Origin of the sequence: Collimonas silvisoli (genome assembly GCF_018305005.1) — a bacterium.
In the GTDB taxonomy this organism is placed as follows: Bacteria; Pseudomonadota; Gammaproteobacteria; order Burkholderiales; family Burkholderiaceae_D; genus Collimonas; species Collimonas silvisoli.
On the sequence record NZ_JAGQEG010000068.1, the window covers coordinates 1 to 15,811 of the forward strand.

At 55.7% G+C, this 15,811-nt stretch carries 12 protein-coding genes; 2 read left to right on the forward strand and 10 right to left on the reverse strand.

Going from position 1 to position 15,811, the window contains the following annotated elements:
• Positions 1-163 precede the first annotated feature (163 nt).
• From KHU33_RS17695 to KHU33_RS17730, 8 genes are all read right to left on the reverse strand, one after another.
• Positions 164-454 (reverse strand): hypothetical protein, encoded by a 291-nt coding sequence (locus KHU33_RS17695; protein ID WP_211465296.1) that lies wholly within the window; start codon positions 452-454, stop codon positions 164-166.
• Positions 455-523: 69 nt separating this feature from the next.
• Complete coding sequence (locus KHU33_RS17700) at positions 524-1,126, reverse strand: hypothetical protein (RefSeq protein ID WP_211465298.1); 603 nt, start codon at positions 1,124-1,126, stop codon at positions 524-526.
• A gap of 68 nt (positions 1,127-1,194) precedes the next feature.
• Positions 1,195-5,043, reverse strand: a complete 3,849-nt coding sequence (locus KHU33_RS17705) for a pilus assembly protein (protein ID WP_211465300.1) — start codon at positions 5,041-5,043, stop codon at positions 1,195-1,197.
• A 59-nt stretch (positions 5,044-5,102) separates the two neighbouring features.
• On the reverse strand, positions 5,103-5,636 hold the full coding sequence (locus tag KHU33_RS17710) for a pilus assembly PilX family protein (RefSeq protein ID WP_211465302.1): 534 nt from the start codon (positions 5,634-5,636) through the stop codon (positions 5,103-5,105).
• Between the two features lie 123 nt (positions 5,637-5,759).
• On the reverse strand, positions 5,760-6,932 hold the full coding sequence (locus tag KHU33_RS17715; protein WP_211465347.1) for a PilW family protein: 1,173 nt from the start codon (positions 6,930-6,932) through the stop codon (positions 5,760-5,762).
• Positions 6,929-7,375, reverse strand: a complete 447-nt coding sequence (locus KHU33_RS17720) for a PilV family protein (RefSeq protein ID WP_230414355.1) — start codon at positions 7,373-7,375, stop codon at positions 6,929-6,931. Before KHU33_RS17720 ends, KHU33_RS17715 begins: the two co-directional genes overlap by 4 nt.
• Positions 7,375-7,956: a GspH/FimT family pseudopilin gene (locus KHU33_RS17725; protein WP_230414360.1), complete on the reverse strand. Its 582-nt coding sequence runs from the start codon at positions 7,954-7,956 to the stop codon at positions 7,375-7,377. The genes KHU33_RS17720 and KHU33_RS17725 overlap by 1 nt, the downstream gene beginning before the upstream one ends.
• A complete protein-coding gene (locus KHU33_RS17730; RefSeq protein ID WP_211465305.1) occupies positions 7,956-8,402 on the reverse strand; it encodes a type IV pilin protein in 447 nt (148 codons plus the stop codon). The genes KHU33_RS17725 and KHU33_RS17730 overlap by 1 nt, the downstream gene beginning before the upstream one ends.
• A 546-nt stretch (positions 8,403-8,948) precedes the next feature.
• On the opposite strand from KHU33_RS17730, the gene KHU33_RS17735 reads away from it, so the two are divergent.
• A complete protein-coding gene (locus KHU33_RS17735) occupies positions 8,949-11,690 on the forward strand; it encodes a PAS domain-containing sensor histidine kinase (RefSeq protein WP_268907129.1) in 2,742 nt (913 codons plus the stop codon).
• Positions 11,687-12,319: a response regulator gene (locus KHU33_RS17740; protein ID WP_092351259.1), complete on the forward strand. Its 633-nt coding sequence runs from the start codon at positions 11,687-11,689 to the stop codon at positions 12,317-12,319. The genes KHU33_RS17735 and KHU33_RS17740 overlap by 4 nt, the downstream gene beginning before the upstream one ends.
• A 39-nt stretch (positions 12,320-12,358) precedes the next feature.
• Here KHU33_RS17740 and KHU33_RS17745 read toward each other — a convergent pair whose 3' ends face one another.
• Positions 12,359-15,355 carry a sensor histidine kinase gene (locus KHU33_RS17745; RefSeq protein ID WP_211465314.1) on the reverse strand — a complete coding sequence of 999 codons (2,997 nt, stop codon included), beginning with the start codon at positions 15,353-15,355 and terminating at the stop codon, positions 12,359-12,361.
• A 133-nt stretch (positions 15,356-15,488) separates the two neighbouring features.
• Positions 15,489-15,755, reverse strand: a complete 267-nt coding sequence (locus tag KHU33_RS17750; RefSeq protein ID WP_211465315.1) for a hypothetical protein — start codon at positions 15,753-15,755, stop codon at positions 15,489-15,491.
• Positions 15,756-15,811: the final 56 nt, after the last annotated feature.

Consider the following 15,811-nt stretch of genomic DNA (forward strand, 5'->3'; position numbering starts at 1 on the left):
AATAGGGAGAGTTTGGATATGCAGATATCAGGAGATCCTGATCTTGATGTAGGGATGCAAAACTTAGACGTAGGCGCCTTCCGAAAACCTCAAGCGCGGCTTCATCATTTTTTCAAACGCCGACACCCGGAACAATCTTCTCCATACGGCCCCGAGCGCCTGCCTATGCGGGATCGCGGCGCCGTTCGATCTGCCGTGGCGCATCTTCCCTGCTCCTCTCCAGGGCCAGGCTGCCGTACACAAGGAGCGCACTGATCCCGACGATGCACAACAGGCTCATCAGATACAGGTCCGCGCTCCATCCCTCTCTATGCCAGCGGATTACAATGATAGTCCCCAGTGTTCCCCCGGCCAATCCGCCCAAGATACTTGCCACCGCCAAGTCGATCATTCTCAGATGACTATTTTGCGACTGTATAAATCGCCACATATCGTTGGTCTTATGAGTTGTCATTTTCATCGCCTATCAATCCTCCTGTTTTTCATCCATGCATCCGTGACATGCGTCGTCATCTCTTGCACCCTATTTCATTGCACCGCTCTTATTCAGTTCCGGACCGATATGAAATTCCAGGTCCTGGTATGAATTCACATCGGCTCCCGCTAACCTGGCCGGCATGAAAGCGGTGCCGCGCAACATCTTCTCTATTCGCTCCAGTGCCGGCTGATCGTCGGCAAGAGCTTGTAATTTCTCGACACCGACCACCGCGCCGCTGGCGTCGATATACAGGCGCACGCGGATCGGCAGCCCCGACGCGACAACGTCTGTCAACGCGTCCGGATCGGGCGCACTGTATGGCAAGGCGCCCTTGTCCACCTCCTGCGGGCCATAGAATATCGGCGCCGGCGGAAGGTATGCCGTCTTGCCGATCTTGTCGCGGTCCTGAGGCAGACTGGCGGGCAGCGTTTCCTTAGATACCGACCTTGCCGAGCTCCCTGCAATTGGCGACGGCGCACCTGCTGCGACGAGCGGCGCCGCCGCGAACAACTGCACATCGATACGTTGTTCCTGGCCACCAGCGGCAAGCACCGGCGCCAATCCTGTGATCTCCACCTGATGCCGCCACAGTATCAATACCGACATGTGGATTAAAAGGGATGCCGCAACACCAAACAAGCGACGCATATCGCGCTTCACACCGTCTAAATCCGCTGCATCCCAATTCCTGTCTCGACAAGACGCTACGCAAACCATCAATTCGCAATCGGAATCTGACGCCAGTTCAAGCGATTGAATGGATCATGCACAGGGGTGTCGGGCGGTGTAAATTTGGCTTTGCCGTCGGCGCTGGTCGTTACCACCTCAATTTTTCCATTGACATTCCCAAAATAAATGCCGGTATTCAACCCCGATGTAGCCACGGATGTCAGATTGGCAAACTGGGACTTTCCGGTATCGTAACTGACGGCATAGACATTATTGCTTCCCGAGGGAGTGCAGACATCGCCATCCGGCAGATTTGCAGCAAATGCCACTATGCCGCCGTTTGCTGCGGCTTGCGACGTAACCCGTTGCGCAATATTGTTGCCATTCAGCGCCAGATCGATATACCAGCCTGACGGTTTTGCGGGAGTGGCGCCTATGCCGCTTGTTACATCGGTATTGTTATTCAGGTTGGCGCGGGTAATCGGATATTTTCCGACCACGGCCGGCAAGGTCGCAGTGGTATCGAACTTGGTCCCGGTACCATCGTTGATGGCGTAGAAGGTTTGAATCTGGCTACTCTTGATATCGCTATCCGCCAGCAACTTGCCGGTGCCGATCAGCACGTAACGTTTCAACGAATTTTTATCGACTTCAATCAATGGCCGCGTGGTGACAGGCTGTACCGCTGCGGCGCTGGACGAATCCGTCAGTGAAGCGATCCGAGTCGGCGCATCGTAACCGGCGCCTGTGGTTTTGGTTAGATCCAGGCGCCATACATTGCCCAGCAGATCGCCGGCATATACGGCGTCGGCGGTGTAATCGGTATAGTCGCCGACGTAGGCGGTTGCCTGAGCCAAGCCGGCCGGCGCGCTTGCGCTGCCGGCACCGGTCGAAATCGGCGGCTCCAGCAATTTGCCGTTGCTGGGATTGACGATATAAAAATAGCCTTTGCCATCGGCATTGTTGTAGCCCGAAGTCAGGATCACCACCCAGCCATACCTGGCGGTTTTCACGACAACCGCAGGGCCGTAGCTATAGCCCATGGTGGAGTCGGTAAACTCCCACATGACAGCGTGGGCAAGATTGGTTTCATTACTGAGCGTACCGGGATTGCTGACATCAAGCGCATAGTAGCCCTTGCCGCCCTTGCCCAGACCGCCAACCAATAAGGAGCGCCAATCGGGAGAGGCGTTGGCGCTACCAGCGTTGGCATTGCCGGCGTTGCCAAAATCGACATCGGTCTCTACCGGTGTCGCATCGACAAAAAAATGATGGATGTAGCTGGCGCTGGTCAGCGAAGCCAGGCCGTTCACCGCGGGAGTGGAGCTTGGTCCCTTGTATAAGAAGCTGGGTACATAGGCGAACAGCTCTTGGCCGCCGCTCAATGCACCGTCAAAAGCGTGCAGCATGCCATCGTTGGCGCCAACGTACACCACCGTGCCGCGCGTTGCGTGGGCGCTGACAAAGCTGCTATAGCCTGGATTGCTGGAATCCGCGTAGGTTGCCGCCGGCACGCCCACCGGATTAGCCTTCGACGTCACAATATCGCCCAGCAGATAAGCACGCTGACGGAATGGACTGCCTTCCTTGCTGCGGTCGCCGCGCAGGAAATTGACGACGTCGGTGGTGGTCGCGCCAGACACGGCCAGGGCTGCGGCATTGCCTGCGTTGCCGATATTGGCGGCACGAAACGCCACGCCTTTGCCGCCGTCGCTGGTGGCGATGAAGCGCTGCGTATCCCAGCCGTTGACCTGGCTGCTGCCGCTGCCGGTGATAGCCGCTTGCGTCTCCAGCAGCAGGCGTGCATTCCATGATACGGTGGCGCTGGCCTGTCCGGTGGTGGCATCGAACGTCAGCTTACTGGCAATCAAATCGCCCGACCAATTAGCTGCGAAATACTGCGTGCTGTAGCTGACCGTCCCATCGGTAATACTCACCGGCGACGCTACCGCCAGCGCCGAAGAAAACTGCGACGCCGCAGTAATTTTCTTAAAGGCATCGGTCAACGATGACACCATCAAATCGGCCTTGCCGGCGTCATAATAATTATCCGGTCTTAAATCACCGTTTCTGTCCGTAGCGCCGGCCTTGTTCCAGCTTGATTGCGCCAGCGGCGTGGTATTGCCATAAGTGCTGTAGCCGTCAGGAACTGCGAAGCCGCCATATTTGGCGGCCAGCCAGTATTGATTTTTTTTACGCTCTATATTTTTTTCCATCACATCCAGCCAGTAAGTGGCCGCGGTGGTCGTGAACAACTTGGTCTTAGTCTTCGGATCGAGAAAGTCGTTGGGCCGCAAATCGCTGGTATGTGCCGCGTAGGCAAGGCCGGCAATAAAATAGGTACTATGATCGCAACACCAGCTTAGATTCGCTTTACCTAGTGTTCCCATCCCCTCCAGCGCACCAACCGCATTGGTTGCATCCGTGACGTTAATGGGGCCGCTACTGACATAGCTTGCCGGCACCGGGTTCGGCAATGCTGCCGGCACGTCCGCTTTAACCGAGGCCGGCATGGCTGGTTCCACGCCAGAGTTGGCAATGGTGCTGCCGGGGAGATTGGCATCGGCATGGGTGTTTGCATCGCCGATACCGATAATGAAATTTCTTTGGCATGCATACTGGACCGGATCGTCCCAGCTGGTAATTACCGGGAAACCGTCAGCCATGGCGGCATTCAGGCCATTGGTGTATTCGGGAACGCTGCCCGCGTTCCTGAGATAACGGATCGCCGTGTAATACAATTCGCTGACCGGATCATTACTCTTGTAGATCTGGCTGGCAAAGCCGAATTTGTTCAAATAATTGATGACCCCGCTGTTGGCGATGGTGCTGCCGGTGACTTTCCCGGTGGCGGCGGCGTCGCTGCTATCGGGATTATCGACAAAGATGCCGGTAGCAGGATCCCATTCCTTTTGCAGATTATCGACACTGGTCGATCCCGGCACCGGCGTCTTGGGGCCGACTGATTTCATCTTGGCGCGCAATACGCCGCCATCGCGGAAGAGGCTCGAATCATTCAGATAGGAGACCGCCGCAAAGCGTAATTTATCGGCATTGTCTTGAATCAAGCCGGTCGGCTTGTATATATTGCTGCCGTACTGGGTGCAGTTGGCTTCCAGCGATACCGCATTCGGGTCGCAGACCTTGACCAATACCGGTATATCGAAAGTAGCGCCGTCAGTCGTGCTCGACGCCGGGATATTCTTTCCGCCCGACGTATATGCAGTGGCGGCGAAAGCCCCGAAAGTGCCGGGCGTGTCGTCGACGCTGATGGTGGTTTTGTCATTGCTGTTCGACACCCGCATCGAAGTGCCGAAGCCATACACACGCACATAAATGGAATTCCAGTTTTTGCCGCTAAATGGCGTAGCGCCGCTTATCGTCGCTGCATCCTTGACAATTGCCTGGACAGGAAAGAACCCTACTCCGCCTTGACTTGCCGGCATATAATTTTTTTGCAATACCGTGGATGTCGTGGTGTCTACTGCACGATAACCGCCGGTCAACGCCCAGCGGAAGGGATCAATGGTTGAGGTAGTCGCCCAATTCAGGAAATTGCCGCTCCATTGCCCCGAACAGACGTGACTTGTGGCCGCCTTGCTCGCCGTAAAATAGCCGTTGGTATTGTCGTAGTCATAGCATTTATCAGGATCAAAATAACCGATAAAGGTTGAACTCGATGCATATGCGCCGGTATGCGCACGGCTGGTCGCCGTAGGATATTCAACCGATAGGGTCAGCAATACATTGGATGGCACGATAATGTTGCTGAACATCGGCGTGTCGTTCAGCGCGGTTTGCGCTTGCGTGGCGCATACGCTGCCCAGCATCAGCACGGCTAACAGCAGGCGGCTGAGCCAACGTGGCGCCTGCAGCAACTTAGGGATTCGATTCATGTACTGATGCTCCTGTTTATGCCAAACGGGTAAAAGTGCGCCCGTCAACCGCCTGCGCTTTAGTGAGTGAACGTAATCTGGGTAAACGTCTGAGTATTGCGCGGGCCGAGCGCCATAACCGTGAGCCGATAGACCGGCCCCAGGCCCGCATTCACCTTGGTCTGACCGCCGCTGCCGCCCTTGTCATCGACAAACGAACCCATGGTGCAAGTCGATTTATCGGGAACCGTGGCGCCCGGTACGCACATCCTGTCGATCACATAACGCAGCCTGATGCCTGTGGCGGTGTCGATGATGTCGTCTTTTTTTGTCGATGCGGTCAATACAGCGGGGATGCCCGGCAATGCTGTTGTCGAGGGCAAAACATGGGCCCAGTAATTTTGATCCGGCTGGTCGCTGTACAAAACCGTCTGCGACACCAGCGCACCGCTGACAAACTGGGTCCTGACCTGCGCTACGGCACGCTCAGCCTGATTCGCCAGATCGCGTTTGAAGGCCAGATTGCCGGCCGTCAGCAAAGATGTGTCGGTCGAGCTGATCAGTGCAACGCTGGCCAGCATCAGTATCAGCAGGGAAATCAGGGCCATGAACATGACCGATCCGCGCTGCCTGATGTTCTGGCTTGATTTCAACCTAGCTTTAGGGGTCGAAAGCAAATCAGCGCGGAGTAATTGAGTAGAGGGAAATATGGTCATAATGGTCATGCCGCGCCCTCCTTAGTTGCTGATTGCAAGCGCATTGCGCAAGGGAATGGTGGCATCCAGCACCCGGTATCGGAATTTTCTTTCCGCGTCGCTCAGTGTCTTGGCATAGGACAGAGTGCCCTCGAACATGGCGGGCAAGGTCGCTGGTGAAACCGAGTTCTTATCCTCGACAGCCGAACGGGTAATCATGCCGATCCGGATCGACTTGATCGAGGCAATCAGTTTGCCGGCATTGACACTGCCATCCAGCAGTACGCTGGCAGCGTAACTGCCTGACGGCGCAGTCCATGCAATAGTGCCGTTGTTGGCCTTGTCAACGCCGTAGATAGCGTGCATTTCCACCACGCCGTCGGCTATCAGGTCAGTGCCGGCCGCAGTTCCATTCAACAGATCGAAGGCGACCAGCGAGTTATTCGGTCCTACGCCATAAAGCTGGAATGACGGATTGACCCCGAGATTGAGCGCAACCGAGTTGGAAGAATAGCTGGTTAGCGTCTTGTCGGTGCCTGCGGTATAAAATTTTCCGCCCAGCGGTAAAACACCGGTACTAGGGGGGCCGGCATACGTACTATCGACAGATTCAATCAGACATGCAGGAAGCGATCCGGCGCTTTGGCTAGGACGATCAGCCACCAGTAGTTGCTGCCCTCCCCCCGCAGCAAAAGACAGCGTATTCAACAGGTGCAGCTGCGTGGCAGAGGGGACACTGGTTGACTCGATCGGCATTTCGCCATAGCCGGCAGCGCCGGCCATCACGATCAGCGTATCGGAAAGCTTGCCGTTCGGATCTTGCGAGATAATCACTGGCGCCATACGGTAGGAGCCGCCGATATTCGCCGTCAGGCTGGAAAACGGCGTCGGCAGCGTGGCTGGCGGGATCACTGCCTTGCCGCTATTCTTGGCGTTGATCGCACAACCGAAGGTCAGGGTGTATTCCTGGGAAAACCCGGTGCCGGCGCTCCTGATTGCCTGATCCAGCTGATACAGCGCGAAGGCGCCGCTCTGGTTCATGTCGTTGGCGCCGGTGGTGTTTCTTTTACGCGCTTCGCTGATCGAGATCACGCTGAAAATCGCCAGCGACACCACCAGGCCGATAACCAGCGCCACCATCAACTCGATCAGGCTCAGGCCGTGCTGGAATGACGGGCTCAGCGGCGCTATGCTGCTTTTCAATGGTTTTTTCATTGCACCACTACCTCGGTAGTATAGGTATGGCTGGCGGTCGCCGTATTGGTCTTTACAGCGGAGGTCCAGCTAATGGTAATGGTGACCAGGCTAGCATTGCTGGCGTCGAGCGTGGCTACTCCGCTGCCACCTTGGAACGCCGTCTTCACCTTGGCCTGCCAGTTGGTGTAGTCGGTGGCGTTGCCGGCGTCGGCCGCGCACAGCAGGTCGCAACTGCTGCCGACCAGTTTGCTCTTGTTCCATAGCGTGGCAACCAGGTTATCGGCAAGCAACGCTGCCTGGCTGCGGTCTTCGGCGCTGATGGAATTATTGATGGTTGAGGCTTGCAGCCCAACCAGGCCGAGGATGCCGAACGAAAAGATCAGGATCGCCGCCAAGACCTCGATCAGCAGGAAGCCGCCTTGCTGTTTCTGGGAGCAATTCATCAGGGAGTCATTCATCATTAACATCCCGTCGGAGTTGTGCTGGACAAAGTGATTTGAGGGTCGCACAGATGAATCTGACCGCTTTGCGTGACGATGACCCGAAGGTTGCGGCTACCGCTGCTCGTTCCCTTGATCTGAAATTGATAAGGGGGGGCTGCGCCAGCCCCGTTCAGATTCAGGCGTCCAAGGCTGTTGAAAGTCAGCGTATCGACGTCACCCGCAACAGTGACATTGGCATTCGCGCCGGATAGCGAGGAACCCTGGATGAAAAGATTGTAATTTGCATCGGTTGAATCGGTGTCCAGCTTAAAATTGTCGTTTTGCTGCACGTACCAGTTAGTGCCGCTCGTGGAGGTTGCAGCACCTTTTTCCGGCGTTACTGCGGTCAGCCGGAAATCGACCAGCCGACTGCGCCGCACCGCCTCGGTTTTTGCCAGCCGGATGCCGTTTTGCAGCGCCTCGGCGGTGGACCTGATCTTGGTATTCTGAATCCAGGCGGAGAACGAAGGTACGGCGACGGCCATCAAAATTATTGCCAAGGCAATTGTGATCATCAGTTCGACCAGACTCATCCCTCGCTCTTCCGACAAGCGCTGCATCACGTGCATGACTGGCCCTTTTTGACGATCCAGGCAGAGGGACATGCACCGCCCCAACTTGCCTTCGTTTTTACAGTGGCTTTTACCAGTCCGAGAGCAACCGTGTAAGTGTATGTATATATGAATGCAGCGGCAGGCCCTGAACCAGTGGCCGTGATTGTATATTCGGTGCCGGTTGCGTTAGGAGGGCAAGCAAAACTGAAATTTGAGGTGGTGGCTGGACAAAGAGAGGGAATCACTTTATCGAAACCGGTGTAGGTCCGATTGTCCTGATAAAACTGCTCCATTTGTGCCTGCGCGGCGGACATACCGTTGGTGGCGTCCACCAGATAACCTCGCAGCACGTAATCGGTATAACTCGGATAGGCAATGGCCGACAGGATTGCAATGATGGCGACCGTGATCATCATTTCGATCAGCGTAAAACCTTTACTTGCCGTGACCATGTCGACTTTCTCTTCAGATGTGATTTTACAAACAAGCGCTTTCGCAAGCCGGCCAGCACGGTTCTTTGCGCATCTGCAAGCGGGGAATATAATCGCGCCAAAAATGAAACACAACTAAATCTAGAATAACAATTCTTCCATTAAGGAAATATCGGCGCATCCTGATCTTAATGTAGGGATATCCTTAGCCGGCAAGCCTGGAGTTAAAAACGACAAAAACACTGTGGGAATTTCTTGAATTTATCGTAGGCATTTCCGCCTTTGATGTAGGTCAATGCCTGCGTGCGTGACCACTCCCGAAACTGTCATCGCCCCGCGCCCCTATGAAAATCGCGCTTCTTCCCGTGATCGCTCGTTCCTGCGCAGGCCGGGATCACGGTTGCGACCGCTGAAGAGGGTCCATCAGGCTTCAAGTCATGTATAGCAAAAATGGATAAGGCCGCACTACAATCGATAGCGATCGGTTATTTCAGGTGCTCGGCAAGAGATTGCTGAGCAGCTGCGATACACCAGACTCCGCCGTAAAAAGCTATCTAAATGACCTCTATGCGAAATGAGCCCGCCATAAATTTGCCACTCAATGGGGAAGATTTTTTTCAAAAAATCTTCGAGCAGTCTGCAACTGCGTCGATGATCGTCAGCCCGGACCAAACCTTCCTGGCGCTCAATGCCGCAATGCGCGCATTCCTCGGACATGAAGCAGAAGAATTGATCGGCAAGCATTTCGCAGACATCCTGCATCCTGATGACCGGCTTTTAATCCAGAATGCATTTGATCGATTGATCTATGACACGGCCGACGGCTTGCGCCTGGAATCGCGATATATCCGCAAAAACGGCCAAATCGCCCGGAGGTTGTTACACATCTCGCCAGTGCGTGACGCGTGTGGAGGACTCCTGTATTTCTTCTCTCAGCTTATCTGCATTGGCGAGGAGGCATCACCAAAGAAGCACCGCCTGGACGAGGATCATCAACGCAGCATATTGTTCGACAATTTTCTATTCCTGGCCTGGCTTAAAGATACGGAAAGCCGCTTTCTCGCCGTCAACCGGCCGTTTGTCGACGCCTTCGGCCTCGCATCCGCCGATGAATTCGTCGGTAAGGCGGATCTGGCGAATCTGGATATCTGCCCGCAGGATCTGGCGCTGGCCGAATTCACCCTGAATCAAATCAACGACAGCCTGTTCCTGATCGATCAGCACGCCCGCTTTCATTATGTCAACGATGCAGCCTGTCGAGCGCTCAATTACAGCCGCTCGGAATTGCTTGGCATGGGTGTAGCCGATATCGACCCCGACTGGCCGGCGGAGCGCTGGCCTGAATGCTTTGATTACATCAAGATCCATGGCTCCAACAAGATCGAAACTCGCCATCAGACCAAGGACGGACGCATCTTCCCGGTAGAGGTCAGCACCAGATATTTCGAATACCATGGCCGCAGTTACAACGTCGCGCTGGTGCGCGACATTACCGACCGCAAACATACGGAAGAGCTTTTATACAAGCGAGAACAGGAGTTTCGCGCCCTGGTGGAAAATTCTCCCGATACTGTTGTCCGTTACGACCGGGACTGCCGACGCTTGTACGTCAATCCCGCATTGACGCATATCACCGGTATTCCGGCAGATGACATGCTCGGTAAAACTCCTATCGAGTTTGCATTGAGTGGCAACGAGACAGCGGAATATCAACACGCAATAAAGCAAGTCCTGCAGAGCGGCGTGAAGCAGGAAACCGAGCTCTATATGCGCTCCCCGGACGGCAAAACCAGTTGCTTTCAATTCCAGCTGATGCCTGAACTGGACCCGAGCGGGCAAGTTATCAGTGTCTTGTCGCTGGGACGGGACATCACCGCTCTCAAGGAAAGCGAAATGAGACTGCGCACGCTGGTCGAGAATCTGCCCGATTTGATTGCTCGTTTTGATTTGCAAGGCCGCCATACATACGTCAATCCGTCCATCACGCAGATTGCCGGTCGGTCCGCCGAGTATTTCATCGGTAAAACGCCGCACGAGTTGCAGTTCGATCCGGATGAACAACTGGGGAAATACATCAAAGAAACCATCCGGCTAGGGGCGCCCCATACGATAGAAAACAGACGGATAACGTCGGAGGGGGAACGCATTTTTGAGATACGCTTTATCCCCAAGAAAGACGAAGACGGGCCGACCACCGGCGTGCTTGCGATCGGGCGCGACATCACCGAACGCAAACAGGTGGATGAATTGTTGCGTAAGCGCGAGCAGGAATTCCGCACGCTGGCTGAAAACCTGCCCGATCTGGTGGTGCGATACGACCGCAATTGCCGACGCACCTACGTCAATCCTGCCTATGAACAGGAAACCGGCATTCCGGCAAGACAATCGATGAACAAAATGCCGGATGCAAAATGGCGGACCGGCATCTCGGGCGAAGAATTCAACGCGACGCTATGCAAAGTCATGGAAACCAGGATCCCTGCGCAGATTTTTCTCAGAGGGGGCAAAGCGGATCTGCAAACTGCCGATTATGCCTTCCACGTCGTAGCAGAATGCAACCCGGATGGCGAAGTAATCGGCGCGCTGGCGATCGGCAAGAACGTCACCGTCCTGAAAGAAACCCAGCGCCGTCTTGAAGAATCGCAGCTACTGCTGCGGCAACTGGCTGCGCACAACGTAACCGCAAGAGAAGATGAGCGTCGGCACCTGTCGCGTGAAATTCACGACGAACTGGGACAGTGCCTGTCGGCATTGCGCATGGGCATGTCAGTCCTCGAGCTCCAATACAATGAAGATAATGCGTCGTCGCAAGCAATAATTCAGCGCATGATAACGCTGGTCGATTCCACGATTCGGATAGTACGCAACCTGGTGACCTGGTTGCGCCCGTCAGCGCTCGACATGGGGATTGTGCCTGCACTGGAATGGCTGGTGGAAGAATTCAACCGTGGACACCCCGGCATACGATGCATGTTGTGCGTGGTTGAAGAGGATATCCATCTGGATGAAAAACGCGCTACCGAAATTTTCCGGATTACGCAGGAATCGCTGACCAATATCAGCCGTCATGCGGACGCAACCGAAGTCCAGATCACAGTGCAGCAAAAAGAAAGCCATTACCTGCTGGAGGTGCGCGATAATGGCAAGGGATTCAACTCGCTATTACAAAAAAAACAAACCTTCGGTCTGATCGGCGTCCGCGAACGCGTGCTGATGCTGGAGGGTGAAGTTGAAATTTCCAGCATGCCGGATCAAGGAACAATAATCAGGGTAGGCATTCCTATCCACAAGAAATTGAGGGATTCATGATACGAGTACTGATTGCCGACGATCACGCGATTATGCGTGAAGGGTTAAAACAATTGTTTGCCCTTGGCAAAGAGGTGGCGGTCGCCGGAGAAGCCGTCAACGGCGGCCAGGTGCTGGACGCCGTGCATGCGGGCGGCATCGACCTGGTATTGCTCGACATGACCATGCCGGGCGTCAGCGGCGTCAATCTTATCCAGCGCATCCGCGCCCATGAATCCTATCCGCCGATTCTGGTGCTCAGCATGCACAATGAATTGCCGATTGCACGGCGGGCGCTGGCAGCCGGCGCCTCCGGTTACCTGACCAAGGATAACAAACCGGAAACACTGATGAACGCGATTCGCAAAGTGGTTGCGGGAGGTCGTTTCATCGATCCTGAACTGGCGGAGCAGATGGTGTTCGAATCCAGCAGTTCCGATCAGCGTCCGCCCCATGAAATGTTGTCCGACCGGGAATTCCACATCCTGCGCCTGCTGGTGCGCGGCAAAAGCGTCAACCAGGTTGCCGAAGAACTGTCGATCAGTAACAAAACCGTCAGCACCCACAAGGCGCGGCTGATGCAAAAGATGAACTTCCAGAACAACGCCGAGCTGGTGCGCTACGCGATTACCTACAATCTGATCGAGTAATTGATTGCGCAATATCGCCAATAATATCGATCTTCGCCCTCATTGATTCAGCGCTTCATCGGCGACGGGAATCGACACTTTGATTGTGGTGCCGACACCAGGCACGCTGAAGACGGCAACCTCGCCTCCGAGCATGGAGGTACGTTCGCGAATGCCGATCAGGCCGAACGATTTCTTTTTGCTCAGAGCAGTATCGAATCCCATGCCGTTATCGCGCACCTGCAGCACGTAATGCTTGTCGATTCTCTCCAGGCTGATTTTCACCTGGCTAGCTTGCGCGTGGCGGCTGATATTGGTGAGCGATTCCTGGGCGATGCGGAAAATGGTGGTCGCCCGTGTATCATCCAGGACGATGTTTTCCTCACACACGTCCAGGCTGCATGGAATGCCGGTGTGTCCTGTAAACTCCTCGCTCAGCCATTCCAGTGCCGACACCACTCCCATGTCAAGCGCCGACGGCCGCAGCGACGAGACGACGTTGCGCACTACCTTGATGGTGGCGTCCACCAGCGTTACCATGCGTTCGATTTTCCCTTGCAGCGATGGATTTTTTTCACCAAACTCCAGCCCCACCACCGACACCCCCATGCGCAGCGCCGACAGGTGCTGTCCCAATTCGTCGTGAATTTCGCGTGTCAGGTGTTTGCGTTCCTCTTCGCGCGACGCCTCCAGTTCATAGGCGCGCTCACGCGCCAGTTGTTCCTTGAGACGCTGGCGGGCAATCAGCCAGCGAACCCGGTAGCGATGCGTCAAGAACAGCAGCAGCATCAGCAGCAAACCGCAGACGGCACGGAAAGTCTTGGTCCCCCACCACGGCGGCAGAATCACGACCTCGACTTCCAGCGTCGGAGAATAAGCCTGCATGGCGGGATTATCGACGGCCACCTGGAAATGATAACGGCCGGGAGGCAAAGCCGCATAACGCACTTCCGGGATATTGGTCTTTGCCCAGTCCGGCTCCAGGCCTTGCATCCGGTAACGGAAATTGAGGGTCTCGCGATTCTGGTATGACAGCGCAGCCAGCTTGAAATTGAGCGGCCCCGAGGTCCACGGCAGGCGGACCGGCTGGTCGAGAGCAAGCGTCGCCCCGTCGCGATCGATGCTTTCCACCAGCACCCCCAGCTGCAGCGGCGCGAACAGCGACTCCGGCCGCAAGATATGGGAAGCCCCGTTACTGGTTGCCACCCACATCGAACCGTCGCCATCCTCATAAAAAGTGTTCTGATTGGTGTCATTCCAGACCAGGCCGCTATCCTGATTGAAAAACCGCCATTGCGTGCGATTCCATACGCCGATTCCCGCCCCTGTCGCCACCCATAGCCAGCCGCGGCCATCTTCAAGCAGCGATATTACTGTTTGATCCAGCAGCAACGGCGGCGTGACGTCGTTTATTTCCAGCACCTCGCCCTGCTCGGTGGCGCGCCAGATCCTCCCGGTTTCGCCGCCCAGCCACAATGTCCCGTCACGGCCGCAAGCGATGGTGCTAGGCTGGAAAACCTGTGCTGCCGGCTTGAATCGCTGCTTGCGCCAATGCGCGCCATCAAAACGCAACACGCCTTTATCGGTGACAAACCACAGCACTCCCGCCCGGCCCAGGCATCCCTGGTAGGCATTGATATTCTCGATTGACGGAAAATCCGTGACCTTTACCGGCACCGGATCGGATTCCGGTTGCCTGATGCGGTAAATACCGGCCGCAGTGGCAATCCAGAGTTGTCCTGACGCATCGAAGAACAAGTCGCCGATGAAGGGCAGTTTTGCGATCTTGACGTCGGCTTCTGCGCCGCGGCCGCGACGCACCAGAAATCCCGACATCGAGCCTGCCCAGAGATTGCCCTTGGCGTCTTCAACCATTTCCCCCCACTGGTAGGAGCTGCCGCCATAGGTTCCCGGCGCAATGGAAAAGTGTCCGGGCTTCTGCAATATCGCGGAACCGGAACGGGTGCCGACGTGCAGCAGCTTTTCCCGGTCGCGCAGGAAGGACAGCACGACGTTGCTGGGCAAGCCTTGCCTGGATGTCCAGTTCTCCCAATTCGGATAGCCTGTCCAATGAATCAGGCCATGCCCTAGCGATCCAAGCCAGACGCCGCCATCCCGGTCAACCAGGATGGAGTTGACGCCGCCGCCAACTGTCAGCCCGCTGGACTCGTCGAATGATTCCCAGCGCTTGCCACTCCAGCGGATGATGCCTTGATCCTGTCTGCTGAACATCCGGCCGCCTGCATCCATCACCAGGAAAGGAACCGCGTTTGCCTTTTTCTGCCCTCTTTGCCCGGGTGAACGATCCTGGAACATGTGGCCGCCCGCCGGCAACACGAATATGTGGCTGTCGCCACGCACCCAGAGCGCCCCTTGCCGGTCATGCAATATAGCCCGCCAATTTTCGGCGGGTAAACCGCTGGCTTTGCCCAAGACGGCCAGCTTTCCCTGATCGTAATGACACAAAGCTTGTCCGCACCCCAGCCACAGGTCTCCTTGCGGGCCGACATGAATGCTGAAAAGGCTGCGCATCTCGGGGTAATGCGACAGTTGCGCCGCGTCGAAAAACTCCTGCGCCTGCCAGGATTGGCCGTGATCGTCCGATTTCAACAGCCACAATCGATCCTGGCTCAGCACCAGCAGACGATCCGGCCCAAAGCTTGCGAAGGTCTGCCCCTCGTGGAAGGTGAACCTGGCATTTTGAAACTGCATCGGCACGAAGCGCTGCCCCTGCCATCGATACAATCCGTCGCTGGTGCCGGCCCACAATCGACCGCTGCCATCGACGTGCAATTTCGTTATGAACGGATTGCTCAAACCGGGGCTCAACTCAAAGCGTTGAAAGCGCGCGCCGTCGTAACGGAATAATCCGCCTTGAGTGCCGATCCAGAGATAGCCTCCCTGCTCTTGCGCCAGCGCCGTGACGGCCAGATTCCCCAGGCCATCGCTCTGGTTGTAGTAGCGCAACGGCAGTTGCTGGCAAAGTACCTGCAGCGGCATGCAAATCAGCCACAGCAGCACAATCAAGCGATAACGCCAGCGCAAGATCAACGGCATTCCCGATCCAATCGCCTTTTTTATAGTTGGATGAATAAGTTTCCTCGGATGAAACACTTTAATTCATGCCAAGTCAATATCTACGGCTCCTGAGCGATAGCGGTAATCCCCGGTTTGCCTGGCCGGCAGCTTATCATGCCAAGCCCTTCGACGGAGGATCATTCGATTGCAAGAAGCTCTTCAATTCAGCAATGGATAATTCACTGGCTTCATGAATAGTAATCAAAAGGGAGGCGCCAACCGAGAGCCGGCCATGGCGAATCTTGCTGATGACCGGCGGCCGCACTTTAAGGTAGCGTGAAAGCGCGGCGTCGTTCTTGAGCCCGAGTCTGGTAATGACCGCATCCAGCAATCTGTTTGCGTTTTTTATATATTCATCTGTGCTGTCTTTACGTTTCATTTGCGACCTTCGAGAGTTGAGATAAGAGCCCGGCTATGTGAGGCCTTGGAAGACTT

Coding starts and splice junctions, on each gene's coding strand:
- KHU33_RS17695 (WP_211465296.1), bottom strand. CDS start 454: ATGACAACTCATAAGACCAACGATATGTGGCGATTTATACAGTCGCAA.
- KHU33_RS17700 (WP_211465298.1), bottom strand. CDS start 1,126: ATGCGTCGCTTGTTTGGTGTTGCGGCATCCCTTTTAATCCACATGTCG.
- KHU33_RS17705 (WP_211465300.1), bottom strand. CDS start 5,043: ATGAATCGAATCCCTAAGTTGCTGCAGGCGCCACGTTGGCTCAGCCGC.
- KHU33_RS17710 (WP_211465302.1), bottom strand. CDS start 5,636: ATGTTCATGGCCCTGATTTCCCTGCTGATACTGATGCTGGCCAGCGTT.
- KHU33_RS17715 (WP_211465347.1), bottom strand. CDS start 6,932: ATGAAAAAACCATTGAAAAGCAGCATAGCGCCGCTGAGCCCGTCATTC.
- KHU33_RS17720 (WP_230414355.1), bottom strand. CDS start 7,375: ATGATGAATGACTCCCTGATGAATTGCTCCCAGAAACAGCAAGGCGGC.
- KHU33_RS17725 (WP_230414360.1), bottom strand. CDS start 7,956: ATGCAGCGCTTGTCGGAAGAGCGAGGGATGAGTCTGGTCGAACTGATG.
- KHU33_RS17730 (WP_211465305.1), bottom strand. CDS start 8,402: ATGGTCACGGCAAGTAAAGGTTTTACGCTGATCGAAATGATGATCACG.
- KHU33_RS17735 (WP_268907129.1), top strand. CDS start 8,949: ATGCGAAATGAGCCCGCCATAAATTTGCCACTCAATGGGGAAGATTTT.
- KHU33_RS17740 (WP_092351259.1), top strand. CDS start 11,687: ATGATACGAGTACTGATTGCCGACGATCACGCGATTATGCGTGAAGGG.
- KHU33_RS17745 (WP_211465314.1), bottom strand. CDS start 15,355: ATGCCGTTGATCTTGCGCTGGCGTTATCGCTTGATTGTGCTGCTGTGG.
- KHU33_RS17750 (WP_211465315.1), bottom strand. CDS start 15,755: ATGAAACGTAAAGACAGCACAGATGAATATATAAAAAACGCAAACAGA.